We start from the raw sequence: 15,973 nt of genomic DNA, 5'->3' as shown, positions 1-15,973 counted from the left end.
GTTTTTTCATGCATCTACAGATTATTCAGCAGTTGCTACTTCTGCTTTTGACTCTGCACGATCAACGAGCTCGATGTATGCCATCGGCGCATTGTCGCCTGCACGGAAGCCACACTTAAGAATACGAGTGTAACCACCGGCACGGCTCGCGAAACGCGGGCCCAGTTCATTAAACAGTTTTGCCACGATCTCGTTATCACGAGTACGGGCGAATGCCAGACGACGATTTGCAACGTTGTCGGTCTTGGCAAGAGTAATCAGCGGCTCAACAACGCGACGCAGCTCTTTCGCTTTCGGCAGGGTCGTCTTGATGATCTCATGACGAACCAAAGAGCCGGCCATGTTACGGAACATAGCCTGTCGGTGGCTGCTGTTACGGTTCAGTTGACGACCACTCTTACGATGGCGCATGACCTTATCCTTCTCAGTAAAACCTTAACCTGTGATCCGGTTACTCGTCAGCAATACTTGCTGGTGGCCAGTTTTCCAGGCGCATGCCCAGAGACAAACCACGGGACGCAAGTACGTCTTTGATCTCAGTAAGAGATTTTTTACCCAGGTTAGGTGTTTTAAGTAACTCAACCTCGGTACGCTGTACCAGATCACCGATGTAGTGGATTGCTTCTGCCTTAAGGCAGTTAGCAGAGCGGACAGTCAATTCCAGATCGTCAACAGGGCGCAGCAGGATTGGATCGAATTCCGGCTTCTCTTCTTTGACTTCCGGTTGACGTACATCTCGTAAATCAACGAAAGCTTCAAGTTGTTCAGCAAGAATGGTTGCCGCACGACGGATCGCCTCTTCAGGATCGATCGTACCGTTGGTTTCCATTTCGATAACCAGCTTGTCCAAATCAGTACGCTGTTCTACACGCGCTGCTTCAACATTGTAGGCAATTCGCTCTACAGGGCTGTAGCATGCGTCTACTAACAGACGACCAATTGGGCGCTCATCTTCTTCCGAATGAATTCGGGCAGACGCCGGCACATAACCACGACCGCGCTGAACTTTGATACGCATGCTGATAGCAGCGTTCTCATCGGTCAGGTGGCAGATGACATGTTGCGGCTTGACGATTTCGACATCACCATCATGGGTAATGTCGGCTGCAGTCACAGGGCCAATGCCAGACTTATTCAGGGTAAGGATAACTTCATCTTTCCCTTGAACTCTCACCGCCAGCCCTTTCAGGTTGAGCAGGATCTCCAGGATATCTTCCTGTACGCCTTCTTTGGTGCTGTACTCATGCAGTACACCATCAATCTCAACCTCGGTCACCGCGCAACCCGGCATGGATGAAAGCAGAATACGGCGCAGTGCGTTGCCTAAAGTATGGCCAAAGCCACGTTCTAAAGGCTCAAGGGTCACCTTGGCGTGCGTCGAACTGACTTGCTCGATATCTACCAGGCGCGGTTTTAGAAACTCTGTCACAGAACCCTGCATTGTGTCCTCTCTTTGGTACTAAGCTTTACTTGGAGTAAAGCTCGACGATCAGGTGTTCGTTAATGTCGGAAGACAGATCAGTACGTTCAGGCATACGCTTGAACACACCTTCCATCTTGGCAGCATCAACTTCAAGCCAAGTCGGCTTTTCACGCTGTTCAGCCAACTCCAAAGCGGCCTTCACGCGAGATTGCTTTTTAGCTTTCTCACGGATGCTGACAACGTCATTCGGAGATACCTGATAAGAAGCGATGTTAACAACGCGACCGTTTACCATGATAGCTTTGTGGCTAACTAACTGGCGCGATTCCGCACGAGTAGCGCCGAAGCCCATACGATAAACTACGTTGTCCAAACGGCCTTCAAGCAGTTGCAACAGGTTTTCACCGGTGTTGCCTTTCAGGCGTGCTGCTTCTTTGTAATAGTTACGGAACTGACGCTCCAGAACACCGTAGATACGGCGAACTTTTTGCTTTTCACGTAACTGTACACCGTAGTCAGACAGACGCGGTTTACGCGCACCATGCTGACCAGGAGCTTGTTCAATTTTACACTTGGTATCGATCGCGCGAACGCCAGATTTAAGGAATAAATCTGTGCCCTCACGACGGCTAAGCTTGAGCTTAGGACCCAAATATCTTGCCATTTTCTCTCTCCAACAAACCTAAAAGCAGCGTTATACGCGACGCTTTTTCGGCGGACGACAACCGTTATGAGGGATAGGAGTCACATCAGTAATATTAGTGATGCGGAAACCAGCCGCGTTTAATGCGCGGATAGTAGACTCACGACCAGGACCAGGTCCTTTAACCATAACTTCCAGATTCTTGATACCGTATTCTTTCACTGCGTCAGCGCAGCGCTCTGCTGCAACCTGAGCTGCGAACGGAGTGGATTTACGAGAACCACGGAAACCGGAACCACCAGCTGTTGCCCAACCCAAAGCATTACCCTGACGATCGGTAATGGTAACAATGGTGTTGTTGAAAGAAGCATGGATATGAGCCACGCCGTCAGAGACTTGTTTTCTTACACGTTTACGTGTACGAACAGGTGCCTTTGCCATTTATTCAATCACCCCGATTATTTCTTGATCGGTTTACGCGGACCCTTACGGGTACGTGCGTTAGTCTTGGTACGCTGACCGCGCACTGGAAGACCACGACGATGACGCAAACCACGATAAGTTCCAAGGTCCATAAGACGCTTGATGCTCAGGGTGACTTCACGACGCAGATCACCTTCAACAATGAACTTGGCAACTTCGTCACGCAGTTTTTCGATTTGCTCTTCAGACAGCTCACTGATCTTAACATTTTCAGCAATACCGGATGCAGCACAGATAGACTGTGAGCGGGTTTTGCCGATGCCGTAGATCGAAGTTAATGCGATCACGGTATGTTTCTGATCAGGAATGTTAATGCCTGCTATACGGGCCACTATGCACTCCTACTATTTATATACGGCAACACCATTCTGAAAAGCCCGTTTTCAGGATACTCAAATAGTATTGCTGCTTACATACAAAAGATTGGCTGGCTAATCTAGCCAGCTCAACCCAACTTTGCAAGAAAAATATGCGAGATAATCAGCCTTGACGCTGTTTATGCTTCGGTTCTGCGCTGCAGATTACGCGAACGATACCGTTACGCTTAACAATTTTGCAGTTACGACATAATTTCTTGACGGAAGCACGAACTTTCATTTTTACTCTCCGTAACTTCGCAAACTCACCAGATTAGCGGTTATAGCCTTTCAGGTTTGCTTTCTTCAATGCAGACTCGTACTGACTTGACATCATCAGAGTTTGCACTTGAGCCATAAAGTCCATGATAACGACGACTACAATCAGTAGAGAAGTACCACCAAAATAGAATGGAACTTTCATCGCGTCACGCATGAACTCCGGGATAAGGCAGATGAAAGTAATATACATTGCACCAATTAAGGTTAAACGAGTCATTACTTTATCGATGTACTTCGCCGTTTGCTCTCCCGGACGAATTCCTGGTACAAATGCACCGGACTTCTTCAGGTTATCTGCTGTCTCCCGCGGGTTGAACACCAACGCAGTATAAAAGAAACAGAAGAAGATGATTGCAGTCGCATAGAGTAACACATAAAGCGGTTGTCCAGGCTGCAAATACAGCGAAATCGTAGTCAGCCAGTTCCAACCAGTCCCGCCCCCAAACCATGATGCAATCGTGGCAGGGAACAGAATAATGCTGGAAGCGAAGATCGCTGGGATTACCCCGGCCATATTCACTTTCAACGGTAAGTGCGTGCTCTGTGCTGCATAGACACGACGACCTTGTTGGCGCTTAGCGTAGTTAACGACGATACGACGTTGACCACGTTCAACAAACACCACAAAGAAAGTCACTGCAAACACTAAAACTGCAACCAACAGCAACAGGAGGAAGTGCAGGTCGCCTTGCCGAGCTTGTTCGATAGTATGTGCAATCGCTGGCGGGAGACCCGCTACGATACCTGCAAAGATTATGATTGAAATACCGTTACCGATACCTCGTTCAGTAATCTGCTCCCCCAGCCACATCAGGAACATTGTCCCAGTCACCAAGCTCACAACTGCAGTAAAGTAGAACGCAAAGCCTGGATTTAACACCAAGCCCTGCATACCAGGCATATTCGGCAGACCGGTAGCAATACCGATCGACTGAAACACTGCCAATACCAGCGTACCGTAACGAGTGTACTGGCTAATCTTACGACGGCCAGCCTCTCCTTCTTTCTTTATTTCTGCTAAAGCTGGATGAACCACCGTTAACAGCTGGATAATGATCGATGCCGAAATGTACGGCATGATCCCCAGAGCAAAGATTGAAGCACGGCTAAGGGCACCACCAGAGAACATGTTAAACATTTCAATGATGGTACCTCTTTGCTGCTCGAGCAATTTGGCAAGTACAGTGGCATCAATACCAGGGATCGGAATAAAAGAGCCGATACGGAAAACAATCAGCGCACCGATAACAAACAAAAGTCTGCGCTTCAGTTCGCCTAGTCCACCCTTGGCACTTTGAAAATCTAATCCCGGTTGCTTAGCCATCTGCTACTTATTCCTCAATTTTACCGCCAGCAGCTTCGATAGCAACACGAGCGCCTTTGGTGACACGCAAACCACGCAGAGTTACCGCACGACCGACTTCGCCAGAAAGGATTACTTTCGCGAACTCGATCTGGATACCAACCACGTTAGCGGCTTTCAGCGCGTTCAGGTCGATCACGTCGCCTTCCACCAGAGCCAGTTCAGACAGACGAACTTCTGCCGTGATCATAGCTTTGCGGGAGGTGAAGCCGAATTTCGGCAAACGACGATATAAAGGCATCTGACCACCTTCAAAACCACGACGTACGCCACCACCAGAACGTGAGTTCTGACCTTTGTGACCACGACCGCCGGTTTTACCCAGGCCAGAACCAATACCACGACCTACACGCCTTGGCGCTTGTTTGGCACCATCAGCCGGAGACAGAGTATTTAAACGCATCTCTTACTCCTCAACCTTAACCATGTAGGAAACCAGGTTGATCATACCGCGTACAGCAGGAGTATCCTCACGCTCAACGGTGTGACCAATGCGACGCAGACCCAGGCCCAGCAGAGTAGCTTTATGCTTCGGCAGACGGCCAATGGAACTGCGAGTTTGTGTAACTTTAATAGTCTTTGCCATGGTTAATTACCCCAGAATTTCTTCAACGGATTTACCACGCTTGGCAGCGACCATTTGTGGGGATTTCATATTTGCCAAAGCATCGATAGTTGCACGAACCACGTTGATCGGGTTGGTAGAACCATAAGCTTTAGCCAATACGTTATGAACCCCTGCAACTTCCAGGACGGCGCGCATTGCACCACCGGCGATAATACCGGTACCTTCGGAAGCCGGCTGCATGAACACACGGGAACCCGTATGAGCACCTTTAACAGGATGCTGCAGGGTGCCGCTATTCAGCGCGACATTCATCATGTTGCGACGGGCTTTTTCCATCGCTTTCTGGATCGCTGCCGGAACTTCGCGTGCTTTGCCGTAGCCAAAACCAACGCGACCGTTACCATCACCAACTACTGTCAGTGCGGTAAAGCTGAAGATACGGCCACCTTTTACGGTTTTAGATACGCGGTTTACCGCGATCAGCTTTTCCTGCAGTTCGCCAGCTTGTTTTTCGATGTGAGCCATCTTAAACCTCTTCCTTAGAACTGAAGGCCAGCTTCACGGGCAGCATCTGCCAGTGCCTGGACTCGACCATGATATTGGAAACCGGAACGGTCAAAGGATACTTTCGTGATCCCTTTTTCCAATGCGCGTTCTGCGATAGCTTTACCTACAGCAGTGGCAGCATCTTTGTTGCCGGTATACTTCAGTTGCTCAGTGATAGTTTTTTCTACAGTAGATGCAGCAACTATTACTTCAGAACCGTTTGGTGCGATGACCTGTGCGTAAATATGACGCGGGGTACGATGTACCACCAGACGAGTCGCACCCAATTCTTTGAGCTTGCGGCGTGCGCGGGTCGCACGACGGATACGAGCAGATTTCTTATCCATAGTGTTACCTTACTTCTTCTTAGCCTCTTTGGTACGCACGACTTCGTCGGCGTAACGGACACCCTTGCCTTTATAAGGCTCAGGACGACGGTAGGCACGTAAATCCGCAGCAACCTGACCAATAACCTGTTTATCAGCGCCTTTCAGCACGATTTCAGTTTGGGTCGGACATTCTGCAGTGATGCCTTCCGGCAGTTGATGATCGACCGGGTGAGAGAAGCCTAAGGCTAAATTCACCACGTTGCCTTTAACAGCAGCACGATAACCAACACCTACCAGTTGAAGCTTTTTAGTGAAGCCGTCGGTAACACCTATAACCATAGAGTTCAACAGTGCACGAGTGGTACCCGCTTGGGCCCAACCGTTTACAGAGCCTTCGCGCGGAGCGAAAGTCAGTGTATTTTCTTCCTGTTTAACTACAACTGCGTCATGGATAGTACGTGACAGCTCGCCGTTTTTACCCTTAATCGAAATAACCTGACCGTTGAGTTTTACCTCTACGCCGGCAGGAATGACGACGGGTGCTTTTGCAACACGAGACATTCTTTCCTCCCAATTAAGCTACGTAGCAGATAATCTCGCCACCAAGACCAGCTTGGCGAGCTGCACGATCAGTCATAACACCTTTAGAGGTAGAAATAACAGCGATACCCATACCGGCCATAACTTTTGGCAGCTCATCTTTTTTCTTATAGATGCGCAGGCCTGGACGGCTGATACGTTGAATGCTTTCTACCACTGCCTTACCCTGGAAGTACTTCAGTACTAATTCCAGTTCAGGTTTGGCGTCGCCTTCGATTTTAAATTCTTCAATGTAGCCTTCTTCCTTCAGCACGTTGGCAATAGCCACTTTCAGCTTGGAGGAAGGCATGGTGACCGCAACTTTGTTCGCGGCTTGACCGTTACGGATACGGGTCAGCATATCCGCGATCGGATCTTGCATGCTCATCTGTCTTTACTCCCGTGATTCAATTGGTGACAATTACCAGCTAGCCTTCTTAAGACCCGGAATTTCACCGCGCATAGCGGCTTCACGGACCTTAATACGGCTCAACCCGAACTTCCGCAGGAAAGCATGCGGACGACCAGTTTGACGGCAGCGGTTACGCTGACGAGACGGGCTGGAATCACGCGGCAGAGACTGCAGCTTAAGAACTGCATCCCAACGATCTTCGTCGGATGAGTTCACACCAGAGATAATAGCTTTCAATTCCTCGCGTTTAGCGCGGTATTTATCAGCCAGTTTTACGCGAACGACTTCGCGTGCTTTCATGGATTGCTTAGCCATTAGTAACCCTGCCTTACTTGCGGAACGGGAAGTTAAAGGCTGTCAGCAATGCACGGCCTTCATCATCGGATTTCGCAGTAGTGGTGATAGTAATATCTAAACCACGAACGCGATCGACTTTATCATAATCGATTTCCGGGAAGATGATCTGTTCACGCACGCCCATGCTGTAGTTACCACGACCATCGAAAGACTTAGCAGACAAGCCGCGGAAGTCACGAATACGTGGAACAGCAATGGAGACCAGACGCTCAAAGAACTCCCACATGCGTTCGCCGCGGAGGGTTACTTTACAGCCGATCGGATAGCCCTGACGAATTTTGAAGCCTGCAACTGATTTGCGTGCTTTGGTGATCAACGGCTTTTGACCGGAGATTGCTGCCAGGTCAGCTGCTGCGTTATCCAGCAGTTTCTTGTCAGCGATCGCTTCACCAACACCCATGTTCAGGGTGATCTTCTCGACCCGAGGGACTTGCATGACAGAATTGTAACCAAACTCAGTCATGAGTTTTTTTACGACATCGTCTTTGTAGTAATCATGCAGTTTCGCCATCGTACTACTCCAAATTACTTGATAGTTTCGCTGTTAGATTTGAAGAAACGGACTTTTTTGCCGTCTTCGAATCTAAAGCCTACACGGTCCGCCTTGCCAGTAGCCGTGTTGAAGAGAGCAACGTTAGAAACCGGAATTGCAGCTTCTTTTTCAACGATGCCGCCTGGTTGATTCAGGGCCGGTACAGGCTTCTGATGTTTCTTAACCAGGTTGATACCTTCAACAATGACCTTGCCAGAAGACAGGACATTTTTTACTTTACCGCGCTTACCTTTATCTTTACCGGTAAGCAGGATAACTTCGTCATCACGACGGATTTTCGCTGCCATGGTTCGCTCCTTAGAGTACTTCTGGTGCCAGAGAGATAATTTTCATGAACTTCTCATTACGCAGTTCACGAGTTACCGGCCCAAAAATACGCGTGCCGATTGGCTGCTCGCTGTTATTGTTTAAAATAACGCATGCATTACCATCGAAGCGAATGACAGAACCGTCCGGGCGACGAACACCCTTCTTGGTGCGCACCACTACCGCCTTCAGCACATCGCCTTTCTTCACCTTACCGCGAGGAATTGCTTCCTTGATGGTAATTTTGATGATGTCGCCGACGCCTGCGTAGCGACGGTGCGAGCCACCTAGAACCTTGATACACATTACGCGACGTGCACCGGAGTTGTCGGCCACGGTCAGCATAGTCTGTTCTTGGATCATGTTAGTGCTCCGCTAATGTCAACTACAACTTTAGGACCCAGGATAGGTCATTAAGAAATCCCCACAATATGAGGGCGCGGCATTATAACACCGGTTCCCGATTATGGGTAGAAAAAATAAACGGCCCACGTACATGAGCCGTTTATCTATTTTTGAGAGGCGCTACTGTATTACAGAATCGCTTTCTCTACAACGCGAACCAAGGTCCAAGACTTAGTCTTAGACAGTGGACGGCATTCGCTGATTTCCACAACGTCGCCGATACCACATTCATTGTTCTCGTCATGTACGTGCAATTTAGTCGTACGTTTGATGAACTTACCGTAGATCGGGTGTTTCACCACGCGTTCAATCGCAACAACAATGGATTTTTCCATTTTGTTACTGATTACACGACCCTGCAGAGTACGGATCTTGTCAGTCATTACGCACCCGCCTTTTCAGTCAGTAAAGTTTTCACACGTGCAACATCACGACGCACTTGTTTCAACAGGTGTGTTTGCTGCAACTGACCGCTTGCCGTTTGCATGCGCAGGTTAAACTGCTCACGCAAAAGGTTCAGCAACTCAGTGTTCAGCTCTTCCACGCTTTTTTCGCGCAGCTCTTGTGCTTTCATTACATCACCGTCTTAGTTACAAAGGTGGTTTTGATAGGCAGTTTGGCTGCTGCCAGCTGGAAGGCTTCACGAGCCAGCTCTTCAGGCACACCGTCCATTTCGTACAGGACTTTACCAGGCTGGATCAAAGCAACCCAATACTCTACGTTGCCTTTACCTTTACCCATACGAACTTCGAGCGGTTTCTCGGTGATCGGTTTGTCCGGGAATACTCGGATCCAGATCTTACCTTGACGCTTAACTGCACGGGTCATCGCACGACGTGCTGCTTCAATTTGACGAGCAGTCAGACGACCACGGCCAACAGCTTTCAGACCGTAAGTGCCGAAGCTCACATCCGTACCTTGCGCAAGACCACGGTTGCGGCCCTTGTGCACCTTACGGAATTTTGTACGCTTTGGTTGTAACATCAGCGACTCTCCTTACTTGCGGCCTTTACGCTGCTGCTTTTTAGGTTGAGCAGCCGGTTCCGGTTGTTCAACTGCAGCCATACCACCCAGGATCTCACCTTTGAAGATCCATACCTTAACGCCGATTACACCGTAAGTGGTGTGCGCTTCAGATGTGTTGTAATCGATATCCGCACGCAGAGTGTGCAACGGAACACGACCTTCACGGTACCATTCAGTACGCGCGATTTCAGCACCGCCAAGGCGGCCGCTTACTTCAACTTTGATACCTTTAGCGCCAAGACGCATTGCGTTCTGTACTGCACGCTTCATAGCACGACGGAACATAACGCGACGTTCCAGCTGTGAAGTGATGCTGTCAGCAACCAATTTTGCGTCCAGTTCCGGTTTACGGACTTCGGCGATGTTAATCTGCGCAGGAACGCCAGCGATATCCGCTACGACCTTACGCAGTTTTTCGACATCTTCGCCTTTCTTGCCGATAACGATGCCAGGACGAGCAGTGTGGATAGTCACACGGATGCTCTTCGCCGGACGCTCGATAACGATGCGAGAAACGGAAGCTTTCGCCAATTCCTTAGTCAGGAATTGACGAACTTTAAAGTCGCCGTCCAGGTTGTCAGCGAAATCTTTGGTATTTGCATACCAAGTAGAGTTCCAAGGTTTGACAATACCCAGTCGAATACCATTAGGATGTACTTTCTGACCCATTGCTAGTCTCCAGAGTCTCAGCGATCGGACACAACCACAGTAATGTGGCTGGTGCGCTTCAGAATGCGATCTGCACGACCTTTAGCACGCGGCATAATGCGCTTCATGCTTGGGCCTTCGTCTACGAAAATCTTCGTGACTTTCAGATCATCGATGTCAGCGCCATCGTTGTGTTCTGCGTTAGCAATGGCAGACTCCAGCACCTTCTTAACCAGACCAGCAGCTTTCTTGTTGGTGTAGGCCAGAGTTTCCAGAGCTTGCGACACTTTCTTACCGCGAATCAGGTCAGCAACAAGGCGAACCTTCTGAGCAGAAGAACGAGCGTGGCGATGTTTAGCGATAGTTTCCATCTCTTCCTCCTACCTTAGCGCTTTTTAGCTTTTTTATCAGCCGCATGGCCGCGATAAGTACGAGTCGGCGCGAATTCACCCAGTTTGTGACCGACCATTTCATCGGAAACAAATACTGGTACGTGCTGACGACCATTATGGACAGCGATGGTCAAACCGATCATGTTAGGAAAGATCGTTGAACGACGGGACCAAGTGCGCAAAGGCTTCTTGTCACCGCTTTCCACCGCTTTCTCTACCTTCTTCAGCAAGTGCAGGTCAATAAAAGGACCTTTCTTGAGAGAACGTGGCATGGCTTATCCTCTAATTATTTTTTGCTACGGCGACGTACAATGAATTTATCAGTACGCTTGTTGCTACGGGTCTTCTTACCTTTGGTTTGAACGCCCCACGGAGTTACCGGGTGCTTACCAAAGTTACGACCTTCACCACCACCGTGTGGGTGATCGACTGGGTTCATCGCAGTACCGCGAACGGTAGGACGAATACCACGCCAACGAGCAGCACCTGCTTTACCCAGAACGCGAAGCATGTGTTCAGAGTTACCGACTTCACCTAAGGTGGCGCGGCAATCAATCTGAACTTTACGCATTTCGCCAGAGCGCAGACGCAGAGTTACGTAGGAACCGTCACGAGCAACGATCTGAACGTAGGCACCGGCTGAACGAGCCATCTGGCCGCCTTTACCTGGTTTCATTTCTACGTTATGAACCGTTGAACCTACTGGGATGTTGCGCATAGGCAGGGTGTTACCTGTCTTGATTGCAGCATCAACACCAGATTGGATCTGGTCACCCACTTTCAGGCCTTTCGGCGCCAGGATGTAACGGCGTTCGCCGTCTTTGTACAGAACCAGCGCGATATTCGCGGAACGGTTCGGATCGTACTCCAGACGCTCAACCACTGCAGCGATACCATCTTTGTTGCGTTTGAAGTCAACCAGACGATAATGCTGTTTGTGGCCACCACCGATATGACGGGTGGTGATACGGCCATTGTTGTTACGGCCACCGCTTTTGCTCAGTTTTTCAAGCAGCGGAGCATAAGGTTTACCCTTGTGCAGCTCAGGGTTAACCACTTTAACAACGTGGCGACGACCCGGAGATGTAGGTTTACATTTAACAATTGCCATTGTTCTTACTCCTCCGACTTACTCAGCGCCGCTGATGAAGTCCAGATTCTGGCCTTCTTTCAGGGTTACGTAAGCTTTTTTCCAGTCGCTACGACGACCAACACGCTGACCGTGACGTTTAACTTTGCCTTTAACCAGCAAAGTGTTCACATCTTCGACTTCGACTTCAAACAGTTTCGAAACCGCAGCTTTGATTTCCGCTTTAGTCGCGTCTTTGGCAACTTTGAGAACGATGGTGTTGTTCTTTTCCATCGCAGTAGACGCTTTTTCAGAAACGTGCGGCGCGCGCAGCACTTTCAGCAGACGTTCTTCACGAATCATGCCAGCATCTCCTCAACTTGCTTCACAGCGTCAGCAGTCATAACTACTTTGTCGAAGGCGATCAGGCTTACTGGATCGATACCTGCTACATCGCGAACGTCAACCTTGTACAGGTTACGTGCGGCCAGGAACAGATTCTCGTCGACTTCGCCAGTTACAATCAGCACGTCTTCCAGAGCCATGTCTTTCAGTTTCTGTGCCAGCAGCTTAGTTTTAGGCGCTTCTACAGAGAACGTCTCGACAACGATCAAACGATCTTGACGTACCAGTTCGGACAGAATGCTTTTCAGCGCGCCGCGGTACATCTTTTTATTTACTTTTTGACTGTGGTCCTGTGGCTTTGCAGCGAAGGTTACACCACCGGAACGCCAGATCGGGCTCTTAACAGAACCTGAACGCGCACGGCCAGTACCTTTCTGACGCCAAGGTTTTTTACCGGAACCGGTTACTTCAGCACGGGTCTTCTGAGCGCGAGTACCTTGACGGGCACCTGCTGCATAAGCAACAACGACCTGGTGTACCAGCGCTTCATTGAAATCACGCCCGAAGGTAGTTTCGGAAACAGTCAGCGCGCTCTGCGCGTCTTTCACTACTAATTCCATTCCTATCTCCTCGACGTTAAGCCTTAACAGCAGGTTTAACGATCAGGTTGCCACCGGTAGCACCCGGAACAGCACCCTTGACCAGCAGCAGGTTGCGCTCAGCGTCAACACGTACTACGTCCAGGCTTTGAACGGTTACACGCTCGTTACCCAGTTGGCCTGCCATTTTCTTGCCTTTGAACACTTTGCCCGGAGTCTGGTTCTGACCGATAGAACCCGGAACACGGTGAGACAAGGAGTTACCATGGGTAGCGTCTTGGGTACGGAAATTCCAGCGCTTAACTGTGCCAGCAAAACCTTTACCTTTAGAAGTACCGGTAACATCAACTTTCTTAACGTCTGCGAAAATTTCAACGCTAATGTTCTGACCTGCAGTAAATTCTTCACCTTCTGCAAGGCGGAATTCCCACAGACCGCGGCCAGCTTCTACGCCAGCTTTAGCGAAGTGACCCGCTTCTGGTTTGGTTACACGGTTAGCTTTTTTGCTACCAGTAGTAACCTGTACAGCGCGGTAACCGTCGTTGTCCAGGTCTTTGACCTGAGTAACGCGGTTTGCTTCAATTTCGATAACGGTTACAGGGATAGAAACGCCATCTTCAGTGAAGATACGAGTCATACCCACTTTCTTACCGACTAAACCAATCATTGTTTCAACCTCTCAATCGCTCAATGACCCTGATTAACCCAGGCTGATCTGCACGTCTACACCAGCAGCCAGATCCAGACGCATCAGAGCATCAACGGTTTTCTCGGTTGGCTCAACGATGTCAACCAGACGCTTGTGAGTGCGAATTTCATACTGATCGCGCGCATCTTTATTGACGTGCGGAGAAATCAGAATGGTAAAGCGCTCTTTGCGGGTCGGCAGCGGGATTGGACCACGAACTTGCGCACCAGTGCGCTTCGCAGTCTCAACGATTTCCGCAGTTGATTGATCGATCAGACGATGATCAAACGCTTTCAGGCGGATACGGATTCTTTGGTTCTGCATGAGACCAGAGCTCCAATTATTTTAAACGTAAATAATTACTCCTCAAACCCATTTCGATTGATGGGAGAGTGTAATCGTTCTTCACATAACCCCCATATCGGGAGTATTGTTGACCGGCAAGTAAACTTATCGGCCATCTGATTCTCATTGAATCAGACCTACCAAGATTAGGTAAGCCCGCGCATTATACTTAAACACCCGCAAGAAGCAATCTGAACTATAAAGAAAATGCTTTTATTTTGCGCTCTTCTCTTCTTGCTGCTGCTCCTGCATTGCTTTTTTCAGCCATTCTTGTAAGGGCATGTCAGGGCTTCCCTCCTCTAACTTGATGATTTGACTCTCATCACTTTCATCTGGCGGCGCCCCTTCCTGAGACTCAGTCTCCATAGATGAAGTTTCTTCAGGCAGTTCTTCCTCCGCATTTGCGTTGTCATCTGTATAGGCAGTCTGGCTAACAGCAGGCAGTGCTTTGTTCTTATAAATGTAATGCAACGGAGATTGATGATAAGGAAGAGGGGAATCTTCACTGATTTCTATACGGTGGCTTTGCCAGTTAAGGTAACTTATATGAAGATAAGTCCCGGCCACCGCGCCAGCCAACAAACATAGGCTACTTAGCATCAGGCAATACACGTTTTTTCTGAGCGGACGATGGACCGTCACCTTCACCTTTTGTTTGTTTAAATGGCTTGTGTAAGCCGATAAATGAATATTTTGCATTTTTATTTTAAAGCTCTTCTTTTGTAAGCAGTACTGGCATGTTGCCGGTACGTTTAGCGATTTGCATCAGGGTGCCTTTGCCTACCCTTCCATCAACAACAAGATCTTCCCGTTGCTGGAATAATTTAATCTTCTCAATCAAATCCTTGTCCCACCGACCCGTTTTGCTGAATGGCTGGTTCAGGATTTTACTCAACGTCATATCCAGCCAGGCGGTATCAGCTTCCGAACTCGTATTGTTGATGGTGTTTTTACCACTTGGAGTCTGCGGGAATAGTTGGATATATTCGCCGCCCCAGACTTCGTTAAACCAGCTGCGCTGAACTGTCCACGTTTCATCTTTAATAAGAATATCTAACGTCTCATCCGTGACCTTCACAACGGTAACGTAGACGGACTGCTTATCTGTTGTAATCGGACTCACCCATGGGATGCCTTCCTGCACTAAAGCCTCTAATGTCGCCTTACCCTTTTTACACGTGAGCTGTGCACGCACGGCCTGATCACAGAACGCATCATCAGTCGGCACATCATAGCCCCATACCTTAAAGAGCTGGCGCATGCCATTACGCTCATTACTGCCAACATCATTCAGTGTCTTGGCCGCTGCAGGGGTTTCATGAAGTCTTTCGGAAAGCGTCAACGTCAGCGGAAGGTATGGCTTTGCATAACTGAAATAAGTCCATCCCAACACACCGCCAAAAAGCATGTAACACGCGATGAGTAGCGTGAGACATTTCTTTTTGCCAGGAGAGAGCCCCCGGGTTTCGACACAAACTTTCATTTGCCGGTAAGTGACTGACTGCGTTTTTTCTGCATATGCGCTGTTAAGTGAATCTGCTGCCAGCGCATTAATAAGCTGGAACCTCCCACCAGAAGCACTCTGCAACAATTCAATGGCCGCTTTGTTAAAAATGCCCTCTTCCCCTCCGGCTGCTTGCAGTCTTTGGGACAGATAATCCGATGTTTCGGCGAAATTCATCGGAGAAAGTGAATAAACCGCATGGGGTATCCCCTTCTTATGCCGCCTGCTGCCTGCGCCTCCCTTATGTTCTTCTACTAACAGGAACGAGACGCGCAGAGATTGCGGATACGCTTTGAATGTCCGTAAAAATTCATAACTTTCTGCCGTGAGGTTTTCAGCATTATCAACGACAACCAGCCATGGCTCTGTGATATTTCCATGATGCTCAAAGGATTCTGCGATTCGCATGGTTACAATCGAGGGCGGTAATGCGCGCCATTTTTTCAACTGAAAACAACAAGCTAGCAATTGCCCCAAACTCTCGCTGTCTGCTCCGTTCAAGGAAGCCGCACTTAAATGTAATACCCGGCGCTGGCTCCTTCGGGCAATCTCATGCGCCAGTCGTGTTTTGCCAACGCCTTTATTACCACTGAGTATCGCGACACCTCCCAGATTGAGCTTCTGCAGAATGAAATCCTGGGCGGCTAATAAACGTATATTATTGAAATAATTACCATCCTCAAAAGGAGAGGTGATGAATTTAAAGTAATCACAGTACATACCAATGTCCATAACCATTTATACATTCAATG

30 protein-coding genes are annotated in these 15,973 nt (G+C 49.0%); all 30 read right to left on the bottom strand.

Annotated elements, in window-relative coordinates; genetic code table 11:
- Nucleotides 1-21 precede the first annotated feature (21 nt).
- Nucleotides 22-411 (bottom strand): 50S ribosomal protein L17, encoded by a 390-nt coding sequence (gene rplQ / locus J1785_RS12460; RefSeq protein WP_013573706.1) that lies wholly within the window; start codon nucleotides 409-411, stop codon nucleotides 22-24.
- 40 nt (nucleotides 412-451) lie between these two features.
- Complete coding sequence (locus J1785_RS12455; RefSeq protein WP_002919219.1) at nucleotides 452-1,441, bottom strand: DNA-directed RNA polymerase subunit alpha; 990 nt, start codon at nucleotides 1,439-1,441, stop codon at nucleotides 452-454.
- Between the two features lie 25 nt (nucleotides 1,442-1,466).
- Nucleotides 1,467-2,087 carry a 30S ribosomal protein S4 gene (gene rpsD, locus J1785_RS12450; protein ID WP_014333606.1) on the bottom strand — a complete coding sequence of 207 codons (621 nt, stop codon included), beginning with the start codon at nucleotides 2,085-2,087 and terminating at the stop codon, nucleotides 1,467-1,469.
- Nucleotides 2,088-2,117: 30 nt separating this feature from the next.
- On the bottom strand, nucleotides 2,118-2,507 hold the full coding sequence (gene rpsK, locus J1785_RS12445; protein ID WP_004929731.1) for a 30S ribosomal protein S11: 390 nt from the start codon (nucleotides 2,505-2,507) through the stop codon (nucleotides 2,118-2,120).
- 17 nt (nucleotides 2,508-2,524) lie between these two features.
- On the bottom strand, nucleotides 2,525-2,881 hold the full coding sequence (gene rpsM, locus J1785_RS12440; protein WP_013573704.1) for a 30S ribosomal protein S13: 357 nt from the start codon (nucleotides 2,879-2,881) through the stop codon (nucleotides 2,525-2,527).
- Nucleotides 2,882-3,029: 148 nt separating this feature from the next.
- Nucleotides 3,030-3,146 (bottom strand): 50S ribosomal protein L36, encoded by a 117-nt coding sequence (rpmJ, locus tag J1785_RS12435; RefSeq protein ID WP_012768118.1) that lies wholly within the window; start codon nucleotides 3,144-3,146, stop codon nucleotides 3,030-3,032.
- Nucleotides 3,147-3,179: 33 nt separating this feature from the next.
- The gene (secY, locus tag J1785_RS12430) at nucleotides 3,180-4,511 is read right to left on the bottom strand and encodes a preprotein translocase subunit SecY (protein WP_013573703.1); all 1,332 of its coding nucleotides are present in this window, start codon (nucleotides 4,509-4,511) and stop codon (nucleotides 3,180-3,182) included.
- 7 nt (nucleotides 4,512-4,518) lie between these two features.
- Nucleotides 4,519-4,953, bottom strand: coding sequence for a 50S ribosomal protein L15 (gene rplO / locus J1785_RS12425; protein WP_013573702.1), 435 nt, complete (start codon nucleotides 4,951-4,953; stop codon nucleotides 4,519-4,521).
- 3 nt (nucleotides 4,954-4,956) lie between these two features.
- A complete protein-coding gene (gene rpmD, locus J1785_RS12420; protein WP_013573701.1) occupies nucleotides 4,957-5,136 on the bottom strand; it encodes a 50S ribosomal protein L30 in 180 nt (59 codons plus the stop codon).
- Between the two features lie 6 nt (nucleotides 5,137-5,142).
- Nucleotides 5,143-5,643 carry a 30S ribosomal protein S5 gene (rpsE, locus tag J1785_RS12415; protein ID WP_013573700.1) on the bottom strand — a complete coding sequence of 167 codons (501 nt, stop codon included), beginning with the start codon at nucleotides 5,641-5,643 and terminating at the stop codon, nucleotides 5,143-5,145.
- Nucleotides 5,644-5,657: 14 nt separating this feature from the next.
- A complete protein-coding gene (gene rplR, locus J1785_RS12410) occupies nucleotides 5,658-6,011 on the bottom strand; it encodes a 50S ribosomal protein L18 (protein ID WP_013573699.1) in 354 nt (117 codons plus the stop codon).
- Nucleotides 6,012-6,020: 9 nt separating this feature from the next.
- Nucleotides 6,021-6,554: a 50S ribosomal protein L6 gene (gene rplF, locus J1785_RS12405; protein WP_129955648.1), complete on the bottom strand. Its 534-nt coding sequence runs from the start codon at nucleotides 6,552-6,554 to the stop codon at nucleotides 6,021-6,023.
- A gap of 13 nt (nucleotides 6,555-6,567) precedes the next feature.
- On the bottom strand, nucleotides 6,568-6,960 hold the full coding sequence (gene rpsH / locus J1785_RS12400) for a 30S ribosomal protein S8 (protein ID WP_013573697.1): 393 nt from the start codon (nucleotides 6,958-6,960) through the stop codon (nucleotides 6,568-6,570).
- 33 nt (nucleotides 6,961-6,993) lie between these two features.
- Nucleotides 6,994-7,299 (bottom strand): 30S ribosomal protein S14, encoded by a 306-nt coding sequence (gene rpsN / locus J1785_RS12395; protein ID WP_013573696.1) that lies wholly within the window; start codon nucleotides 7,297-7,299, stop codon nucleotides 6,994-6,996.
- Nucleotides 7,300-7,312: 13 nt separating this feature from the next.
- Nucleotides 7,313-7,852 carry a 50S ribosomal protein L5 gene (gene rplE, locus J1785_RS12390; protein WP_129955647.1) on the bottom strand — a complete coding sequence of 180 codons (540 nt, stop codon included), beginning with the start codon at nucleotides 7,850-7,852 and terminating at the stop codon, nucleotides 7,313-7,315.
- Between the two features lie 14 nt (nucleotides 7,853-7,866).
- Nucleotides 7,867-8,181, bottom strand: a complete 315-nt coding sequence (rplX, locus tag J1785_RS12385; RefSeq protein ID WP_095923752.1) for a 50S ribosomal protein L24 — start codon at nucleotides 8,179-8,181, stop codon at nucleotides 7,867-7,869.
- Nucleotides 8,182-8,191: 10 nt separating this feature from the next.
- Nucleotides 8,192-8,563, bottom strand: coding sequence for a 50S ribosomal protein L14 (rplN, locus tag J1785_RS12380; protein WP_008457164.1), 372 nt, complete (start codon nucleotides 8,561-8,563; stop codon nucleotides 8,192-8,194).
- Nucleotides 8,564-8,733: 170 nt separating this feature from the next.
- Nucleotides 8,734-8,988, bottom strand: coding sequence for a 30S ribosomal protein S17 (rpsQ, locus tag J1785_RS12375; RefSeq protein ID WP_013573693.1), 255 nt, complete (start codon nucleotides 8,986-8,988; stop codon nucleotides 8,734-8,736).
- The gene (rpmC, locus tag J1785_RS12370) at nucleotides 8,988-9,179 is read right to left on the bottom strand and encodes a 50S ribosomal protein L29 (protein ID WP_013573692.1); all 192 of its coding nucleotides are present in this window, start codon (nucleotides 9,177-9,179) and stop codon (nucleotides 8,988-8,990) included. Before rpmC ends, rpsQ begins: the two co-directional genes overlap by 1 nt.
- Nucleotides 9,179-9,589, bottom strand: coding sequence for a 50S ribosomal protein L16 (gene rplP / locus J1785_RS12365; RefSeq protein ID WP_009639183.1), 411 nt, complete (start codon nucleotides 9,587-9,589; stop codon nucleotides 9,179-9,181). Before rplP ends, rpmC begins: the two co-directional genes overlap by 1 nt.
- A 12-nt stretch (nucleotides 9,590-9,601) precedes the next feature.
- Nucleotides 9,602-10,300: a 30S ribosomal protein S3 gene (rpsC, locus tag J1785_RS12360; RefSeq protein WP_013573691.1), complete on the bottom strand. Its 699-nt coding sequence runs from the start codon at nucleotides 10,298-10,300 to the stop codon at nucleotides 9,602-9,604.
- Nucleotides 10,301-10,317: 17 nt separating this feature from the next.
- Nucleotides 10,318-10,650: a 50S ribosomal protein L22 gene (rplV, locus tag J1785_RS12355; protein ID WP_004391423.1), complete on the bottom strand. Its 333-nt coding sequence runs from the start codon at nucleotides 10,648-10,650 to the stop codon at nucleotides 10,318-10,320.
- A 14-nt stretch (nucleotides 10,651-10,664) separates the two neighbouring features.
- Nucleotides 10,665-10,943 carry a 30S ribosomal protein S19 gene (gene rpsS / locus J1785_RS12350; RefSeq protein WP_004929772.1) on the bottom strand — a complete coding sequence of 93 codons (279 nt, stop codon included), beginning with the start codon at nucleotides 10,941-10,943 and terminating at the stop codon, nucleotides 10,665-10,667.
- 14 nt (nucleotides 10,944-10,957) lie between these two features.
- A complete protein-coding gene (gene rplB, locus J1785_RS12345; protein WP_112288137.1) occupies nucleotides 10,958-11,782 on the bottom strand; it encodes a 50S ribosomal protein L2 in 825 nt (274 codons plus the stop codon).
- 18 nt (nucleotides 11,783-11,800) lie between these two features.
- Nucleotides 11,801-12,103 (bottom strand): 50S ribosomal protein L23, encoded by a 303-nt coding sequence (gene rplW / locus J1785_RS12340; RefSeq protein WP_013573689.1) that lies wholly within the window; start codon nucleotides 12,101-12,103, stop codon nucleotides 11,801-11,803.
- Nucleotides 12,100-12,705 (bottom strand): 50S ribosomal protein L4, encoded by a 606-nt coding sequence (gene rplD, locus J1785_RS12335; RefSeq protein WP_013573688.1) that lies wholly within the window; start codon nucleotides 12,703-12,705, stop codon nucleotides 12,100-12,102. The genes rplW and rplD overlap by 4 nt, the downstream gene beginning before the upstream one ends.
- Before the next feature lie 16 nt (nucleotides 12,706-12,721).
- Complete coding sequence (gene rplC, locus J1785_RS12330) at nucleotides 12,722-13,351, bottom strand: 50S ribosomal protein L3 (protein WP_013573687.1); 630 nt, start codon at nucleotides 13,349-13,351, stop codon at nucleotides 12,722-12,724.
- A 33-nt stretch (nucleotides 13,352-13,384) separates the two neighbouring features.
- Nucleotides 13,385-13,696 (bottom strand): 30S ribosomal protein S10, encoded by a 312-nt coding sequence (gene rpsJ / locus J1785_RS12325; RefSeq protein ID WP_009639175.1) that lies wholly within the window; start codon nucleotides 13,694-13,696, stop codon nucleotides 13,385-13,387.
- 234 nt (nucleotides 13,697-13,930) lie between these two features.
- On the bottom strand, nucleotides 13,931-14,416 hold the full coding sequence (locus tag J1785_RS12320; protein ID WP_129992333.1) for a hypothetical protein: 486 nt from the start codon (nucleotides 14,414-14,416) through the stop codon (nucleotides 13,931-13,933).
- 7 nt (nucleotides 14,417-14,423) lie between these two features.
- Nucleotides 14,424-15,953: an ExeA family protein gene (locus J1785_RS12315; RefSeq protein WP_238483200.1), complete on the bottom strand. Its 1,530-nt coding sequence runs from the start codon at nucleotides 15,951-15,953 to the stop codon at nucleotides 14,424-14,426.
- Nucleotides 15,954-15,973: the final 20 nt, after the last annotated feature.

The sequence above is a fragment of the Rahnella perminowiae genome (assembly GCF_019049755.1).
GTDB classification, from domain to species: Bacteria; Pseudomonadota; Gammaproteobacteria; order Enterobacterales; family Enterobacteriaceae; genus Rahnella; species Rahnella perminowiae.
Note: the sequence above shows the minus strand (reverse complement) of the source record. Positions and strands in the feature narration are given on the sequence as shown.